Source organism: Halopelagius inordinatus (genome assembly GCF_900113245.1).
Lineage (GTDB): Archaea > Halobacteriota > Halobacteria > Halobacteriales > Haloferacaceae > Halopelagius > Halopelagius inordinatus.
In genome coordinates this window covers 1476104-1482769 of record NZ_FOOQ01000001.1, presented here as the reverse complement: position 1 = coordinate 1482769, position 6666 = coordinate 1476104, and the positions used below count along the sequence as shown (strand labels likewise).

Genomic DNA, 6666 nt, shown 5'->3' with positions numbered 1-6666 from the left:
CGTCCGCGAGGCGTTGGTCACGTCGGTGATGTGCTCGCCGGTGAGTTTGTAGATGAGCCACGAGTCGATGGTGCCGAACATCAACTCGCCCTGTTCGGCCCTGTCGCGGACGTCGTCGGGGCGCATCCGCTGGAGCTTTATCTGGTCGGTGTTGTCGAGTAACCACTCTGCTTTCGTCGCCGAGAAGTACGCGTCGGGTTCGAGGCCGGTTTTCCCGCGGACCCACTCTTCTTTGCCCTCGTCTTGGAGCTTTTCGACGCGGTCTGTGGTGCGTCGGTCCTGCCAGACGATGGCGTTGTTGAGAGGACGACCGCTCTCTGGGTCCCAGATGAGGGTGGTCTCGCGTTGGTTCGTTATGCCGATGGCGTCCAGTTGGTCTGCACCCAAGTCGGCGTTCCGCAGTGCCTCCTCTACGACGTCTTTCGTGCTCTCCCAGATCTCCTCTGGGTCGTGTTCGACCCATCCCGGTTCCGGATAGATCTGTTCGTGTTTCTGGTAGGCGTTTGCGACCACCTTCCCGCCGTGGTCGAACACCATGAATCTCGTTCCCGTCGTTCCCTGATCGACCGCCCCGATGTACGTGTCTTGTGCCATGTGTCACCAACTCCGTCCCGTGACGGGTCGAACCCGCCGCCGAACGTGCTAACAAATCACTAGGTAACCCATTAAATGTTTCCTCAGCAATATGAACGAAATTCCGAGCACTATCGCCTCTAGACCGCTATAATCTGACTTTATTCGAATTTGATGGATCACCGCCAGTTCCAAACCGTCGACTCCCTAACGTCTACTGATGGCACACACGACTGAGGTTCTCGTCGTCGGCGGCGGCGCAACCGGAACCGGAATCGCCCGTGACCTCGCACTCCGCGGTATCGACGTGACGCTGACCGAACGACGCGGAATCGCGGGGGGCACGTCCGGTCGGTCGCACAGTCTCCTTCACAGCGGTGCCCGGTACGCGGAGGCCGACCCGGTCGGTGCCGAAGAGTGCATCGAGGAGAACCGCATCCTGCGGCGCATCGCGGGCGAGTGCATCCGCGATAGCGGCGGTCTGTTCGTCCAACTCGAAGACGACGACCCGGAGTACTTCGACGAGAAGTACGAGGCCTGCCGAGAACTCGACATCCCCGCCGAGGTTCTCGACGGTGACGAGGCGCGACGCCGCGTTCCGGACCTCTCTGCGAACGTCGTCCGCGCGATGGCCGTTCCGGACGGCGTCGTCTACCCCTCGCGCCTCGCCGCCGCCAACGCGGCCGACGCCCGCGACAACGGAGCGACCGTACTCACCCACACCCCGGTCGAGGGGATGACGGTCGAAGAGGGTCGAATCGTCGACGTCGAACTCGACGGCGCAGAGAGCGTCGAGGCCGACTACGTCGTGAACGCGACCGGGACGTGGGCGGGCGGAGTCGCCGCGATGGCCGGTATCGACGTCGAGATGCAACCGAACAAGGGCGTGATGGTCTCGGTGTACTACGACGGCCTCGAACCGGTGTTGAACCGGTGTCGCCCCCCCGCGGACGGCGACATAATCGTCCCGCACGACCACCAGGTGATTCTCGGGACGACGAGTATCGACGTGGACGACCCCGACGACGTCCCCGAGGACGACGCGGAGGTAGAACGGATGTTCGAGGAGTGTTCGAAGATGCTCCCGTCGGTAGCGGACGCCGACGTCGCCCGGACGTGGTGGGGGGTCAGACCGCTCTACGCGCCCGACGAGGCGAGTCGCGAGGGGTCTCGCGGCATCTCGCGGGGGTTCTTCCTCGTGGACCACACGGAGGGGGGAGTCGAGAACTTCGCGAGCATCGTCGGCGGGAAACTGACCACGTACAGACAGATGGCCGAGCAGATGTCCGACTTCGTCGCGGACCGACTCGGCGTCGACGCGGAGTGCGTCACGGACGAACGCCCCCTGCCGGGCGCCGACGACCCGGAACGACTCGACGCGTTCGTGGAGGCGTTCGACGCCCGGTCGCCGAGCGACGAGGACGTTCTCAGCCCGTCGGTGCGAAGAGAGGACTGAGCGGGACGAGGAACAGGCCGAAAAACGCCGCGAACCGCGCGAATCGTTCCTCAGACGAGCGCGTCTTCTATCAGTTGGAGGGGGTGCTCGATGTCGTAGCCGGTGCCGTGTTCCATCTGCATCGAGCAGGTCGGACACTCGGTCATGCCGACGTTCCCCTCGGCGTGGTCCATGTGGTCGAACATGTCTTCGCCTATCTTCATCGACGTCTCGTACTTCTCTTCTTTCCAGCCGTAGGTGCCGGAGATGCCCGAACAGGAGTCGCCGACGTCCTCTATGGTGACGCCGTCCACGTCGCGGAACAGTTCGACCGCCTGCCGGTCGAGCCCCTGATTCCGGGCGTGACACGGCGCGTGGTAGGCGAACGACCGGTCCGAGACGGAGGCATCGGCGAGTTCGCCCTCCAGGTCCTCGTGGATGCGGAGATACTCCATCGCCTCGTAGGTGTGCGACGCCAGGTCCTGGATGCCGTCTATGTCGAACAGTTCGGGGTACTCCTGTTTCAGCGACAGCGAACAGGAGGTACAGGAGGCGATGATGTCGTACCCCTCGGGGATGAGGCCCGCGAAGTTCTCGACGTTGATGCCCGCCGCGCGCTTTGCGTCGTCTAACATCCCGTTTGCGAACATGGGCGTCCCCGAACAGCGCTGTTGGGGGACCACGACTTCGTAGCCGAACTCCTCGAAGACGCGGACCATCGCCTTGCCGACTTCCGTCGTGTTGTAGTTCGAGTAACAGCCGTGGAAGTAGGCGACGCGCTTTTCCTCGGAGCGAACCTGCGGGCCGCCGCGTTCTTGCCACCACTCGCGGAACGTCTGCTCTGCGAACTCGGGGAACTCCCGTTCGGACGTGACGCCGAGCGTCTTCTCCATCACCCACCGCGCGGGGCCGAAGTTCATCGCGAAGTTCGCGAGACGCGGCACCTTCGACGCTATCTCCGCCGACGTGCGGTAGTTCGAGAGGATGCGGTTGCGGATGTACTCGGTCGAGAGCTTGTCCATCTGCTCTTCGACGTACTCCCCGCGCGCGGTGTTGTGCATCTGGCTGAGAGGGACGCCCGACGGACAGGCGTCGTCACAGCGCATGCAGTTCGAACACGACATGATGGAGTCGTCTATGTCCTCGTCGCTCTTGCGCTTGAGACGCCACTGTTCTGGGCCTTGGAACTTCGGCCCGGGGAAGTCGTCGTTCACCTCCGCCACCGGGCAGGAGGTGTCGCACGACGTGCATTTATAGCAGTTGTCCGCGCCGGGTCTGAGGTCCATCCCCGCCCCGTCGTCGAACACTTGCACCGGTTCGAAATCGTCCTGTTCTGTCGGTCCGAGGTCTGCGTCTAGTGGTGATTCTGCGTCGCTCATCTACGTGCCTCCTCTCCCGCGCGGGTACCGGCGACGGCCGCCGTCGCGAGCGAGACACCGCTCGCGGAGTTCTCGCGGGCGGTGTTCGCCCCGCCGACGACGCCGCCGGCCGCGCGGAGGTTCTCGAACTGCGGTTCGCCTCTCTCGGTCGTCGGTCGCATCTCGCCGTCGGGGACGACGCCGAACCGCGCGAAGGCGTGGTCGCCGAACGCCGCCGACTCGGACCACTCGTAGCGGTCGTCGGGGTGCGGAACGTGAAGTCCGAAGACGGGTTCTTCGACCCGTTCGCGGTTCGACCGGATTCCCTTGCCGACGAGTCCCCCCGTCGCGAGGACGAACTCCTCGGCGTGGTAGGGGACGCGCTTGTGTTTTTGGTCCACGTAGACGACGTCTACGCGGCCGTCTGTGGCCTCGTAATCCACGACGGGGTTGCCCACCGACATGCGGACGCCAGCGTCGTCGAGTGCGTCGAACAGGATGTCTTCGAGCGTGAGACCGAGCAGACTCGGTGGCCCGGTCGGTATCTCGAACACCGCCGCACCGAGTCGGTCCGACAGGTCGCGTCTGACCTCTTCGGCGTGGTCGTCGCCGAGCATCGCCGGGAACCCCACGCGCGCCTCTCCGTCGAGTTCCTCTTTGACCGCCTCCGCGAGGGCGCGACGGACGCCCGTCCCGTCGACTCGTTCGTTCTTGTCGAGGGCTCTGGCGTACCGAGTCACCTTTGCGTCGGCGCGGAACGCCATCGGGAAGCGAAGCGTCGCGCCGCGGACGTTGAAGGGGACGCCCGACGCGGCGACGTGGTCCGCGGCGAGTGGCGCCTCGAAGTCGGTCAGCGACTCGAACCCGACAAAGAGCGCGTCCCCGTCGATGCTGGCGAGTCCGGGGGCGACCGACTCGGGGTAGCGAGCCGTCGGTTTCACCGTCCCGCCGTGGGTCGGAACGAGCGCGTTCGTCTCCGTGTGCCCGCCGCGGTAGGCGTCGCCCACCGCCTCGTCGAAGAGGCGCAGGCCCTCGCGGACGGCCTCCTCGCCGACGACGCTGTACGGGTGGTCGTCGGACAACTCGGCCATCGCCGCGAACGGGTCGGCGTGCGGCCCCTCCCCGTCCACGTAGCCGAGCACGTCTATCAGTCCGCTCGCCTGCCGGAGCGTGCTCTTTTTGTGCGAGAGAAGTCTGACGCTCGCGCCGGATTCGGCGGCGGCGAGTGCCGCGAAACTCCCGGCGAGTCCGCCGCCGACGACGAGGACGTCCTCACGAATCGGCATCGGTCTCTCCTTCGATTCCGCCGTCGGACCTCCGGTCTGACGTGCTCCCGACGCGGTCGGGACCGCCGTCCGTCGCAGCCCTGTCCGGCCCGCCTCCCGCCCCGCCCGAGGCGACGTCGGGGCCGGCGTCGAACGCGTCGAAGTCGACGCTCCCCTCTCTGGCCGCCGCGTCGCCGTCGCGGTTCATCGTCGTCGCGTGGAGCATGTGCTTCAGCATCGCTTGGGACAACTGCTCGCCCCAGAGGGCGTGCCGTTCGCCCTTCCAGCGCTCTTGGTACAGGTCATCGAACGAGTCGCGGACGACGAGTTCGTCGTACTCGGAGGACAGTTCGTTCGCCATCCGGTGACAGCACATCGCGCCCTGACAGTTGCCCATCGAAGCGCGGGTGCGGATGCGGACGGCGTTGAGGTCGGTCCCCGAGGCGTCGATGGCGTCCTGTATCTCCGCGCGTGTGACCGCCTCGCAGTCGCAGACGACGGGGTTCGGACCGTCCCATCCGCCGAGCACCTCGTCGGCGCGCGACCCGAGGCGCTGGGTGCTCCGCCGCCCGACGGGCGACCGGATGCCGAACTCCTCCATGTAGTCGTCCAGGACGGTGAAGTCCTCGGAGCCCGGAAGCGGAACCTCGGCGGTGCGGCAGTCGGCGTCGACGCCGAGTTTCCCGCAGACGTGGTCGGAAATCTGCTCCGCCATCATGCGGTAGGTGGTGAACTTCCCGCCGACGATGGAGGACATCCCCGGCAGGTCGTCTCTGTCGGCGTGGTCCAAGAGGAAGAAATCGCGCGTGATGTCCGTCGAGTCCGTCGTCCCCGTCCCCGGCGGTTCGTACAGCGGTCGGACGCCCCAGAACGAACGGATGGTTCGGGACTCCGACAGCACCGGAACCAACTCCGAGAGGGTGTCTATCATCATGTCCACCTCCCACCCCTCTTCGGGGTAGTCCTCCGGGTTTTCTACCTCTTCGTCGGTCGTTCCGAGGATGCACGTCGTCTCGTGCGGCACGACGATGTCCGCGTCGCCCTTCGGCCGACAGCGGTTGACGACGGTGTCCACCTGCCGGACGTTCATGATGGTCATGACGCCCTTCGAGGGGCGGACTTCCACGTCGACGCCGGCCAGGTCGCCGATTTGGCCGGCCCACGCGCCAGTCGCGTTCACGACGTAGTCGGCGTGAATCTCCTCTGTCGTTCCGGGTTGGCCGTGGACGTGCGGTCCCTCCCCGGACTGGTGTTCCACTTCGACGCCGACGATTTCCCCGCCATCGACGAGGACGTCTATCACCTCGGAGTGGGTCTCGATTCGCGCGCCGTGCTCTATCGCGCTTGCGGCGTTTGCGACGCAGAGGCGGAACGGGTCCACCGCGCCGTCGGGGACGCGGATGGCTCGCTTTACGTCCTCTGCGAGGTACGGCTCCATCTCCCGGGCCTCCTCGGCCGAGAGCACCTCGGCCGGAATGCCGCACTCGCGACAGCCCTCCAGTTTCTTCTCGAAGTAGTCGTCGTCGTCCTCCGGTCGCTGGACGAACAGCCCCCCGGTCATCTCGACGCAGTGGCTCGCGATTCGGCGTAGGACGCGGTTCTCCTCGATGCACTCTTTCGCTGACGCCTGGTCCGAGACGGCGTACCGACCGCCGCTGTGGAGCAGGCCGTGCATCCGACCCGTCGTCCCGTGGGTCAGGTTCCCCTTCTCGACGAGGGTGACGTCGAGTCCGCGCATCGCGAGGTCACGCGCGATGCCGCACCCGGTCGAACCCCCGCCGATGACGAGGACGCTCGGCGTTTCGGTCATCTCACTCCCGGATGGTTGGTCTCCCCCTACTTTATTTTACCTCTCAGCCCGACCCGTCCGTAAACTATCCGGACGACGAGCTCTCGGACCGACCCCCGACTCCTCTGCACCGTTTACGACGGTTCTCGACGACGGTTGCTTCACCGACCGACTCGATATCCGCGGAATTGTGACTGAACGATTGCAATAGTTACGAACGGTCGTCCGATCTGGATAGTTCGACGG

Annotated in this window: 5 protein-coding genes; 1 reads left to right on the top strand and 4 read right to left on the bottom strand. The window is 65.5% G+C overall.

Annotated features, from left to right (window positions below):
- Positions 1 to 594, bottom strand: a 594-nt coding sequence (locus tag BM167_RS07635; RefSeq protein WP_245781319.1) for an FGGY family carbohydrate kinase, incomplete at its 3' end; no start/stop codon positions are given.
- A gap of 199 nt (positions 595 to 793) precedes the next feature.
- Here BM167_RS07635 and BM167_RS07630 point away from each other — a divergent pair.
- Positions 794 to 2029, top strand: a complete 1236-nt coding sequence (locus tag BM167_RS07630) for an FAD-dependent oxidoreductase (protein ID WP_092890975.1) — start codon at positions 794 to 796, stop codon at positions 2027 to 2029.
- A 50-nt stretch (positions 2030 to 2079) separates the two neighbouring features.
- On the opposite strand, the gene BM167_RS07625 is transcribed toward BM167_RS07630, so the two are convergent.
- The 3 genes from BM167_RS07625 to glpA are packed head-to-tail and all read right to left on the bottom strand — an operon-like array spanning position 2080 to position 6441.
- A complete protein-coding gene (locus BM167_RS07625; RefSeq protein WP_092890973.1) occupies positions 2080 to 3387 on the bottom strand; it encodes an anaerobic glycerol-3-phosphate dehydrogenase subunit C in 1308 nt (435 codons plus the stop codon).
- Complete coding sequence (gene glpB, locus BM167_RS07620) at positions 3384 to 4652, bottom strand: glycerol-3-phosphate dehydrogenase subunit GlpB (RefSeq protein WP_092890971.1); 1269 nt, start codon at positions 4650 to 4652, stop codon at positions 3384 to 3386. Before glpB ends, BM167_RS07625 begins: the two co-directional genes overlap by 4 nt.
- Positions 4639 to 6441: an anaerobic glycerol-3-phosphate dehydrogenase subunit GlpA gene (gene glpA / locus BM167_RS07615; protein ID WP_092890969.1), complete on the bottom strand. Its 1803-nt coding sequence runs from the start codon at positions 6439 to 6441 to the stop codon at positions 4639 to 4641. The genes glpB and glpA overlap by 14 nt, the downstream gene beginning before the upstream one ends.
- Positions 6442 to 6666: the final 225 nt, after the last annotated feature.

What these genes read in the sequence shown, in the direction of transcription:
- BM167_RS07630 (WP_092890975.1), top strand. Translation starts at nt 794, where the DNA reads ATGGCACACACGACTGAGGTTCTCGTCGTCGGCGGCGGCGCAACCGGA.
- BM167_RS07625 (WP_092890973.1), bottom strand. Translation starts at nt 3,387, where the DNA reads ATGAGCGACGCAGAATCACCACTAGACGCAGACCTCGGACCGACAGAA.
- glpB (WP_092890971.1), bottom strand. Translation starts at nt 4,652, where the DNA reads ATGCCGATTCGTGAGGACGTCCTCGTCGTCGGCGGCGGACTCGCCGGG.
- glpA (WP_092890969.1), bottom strand. Translation starts at nt 6,441, where the DNA reads ATGACCGAAACGCCGAGCGTCCTCGTCATCGGCGGGGGTTCGACCGGG.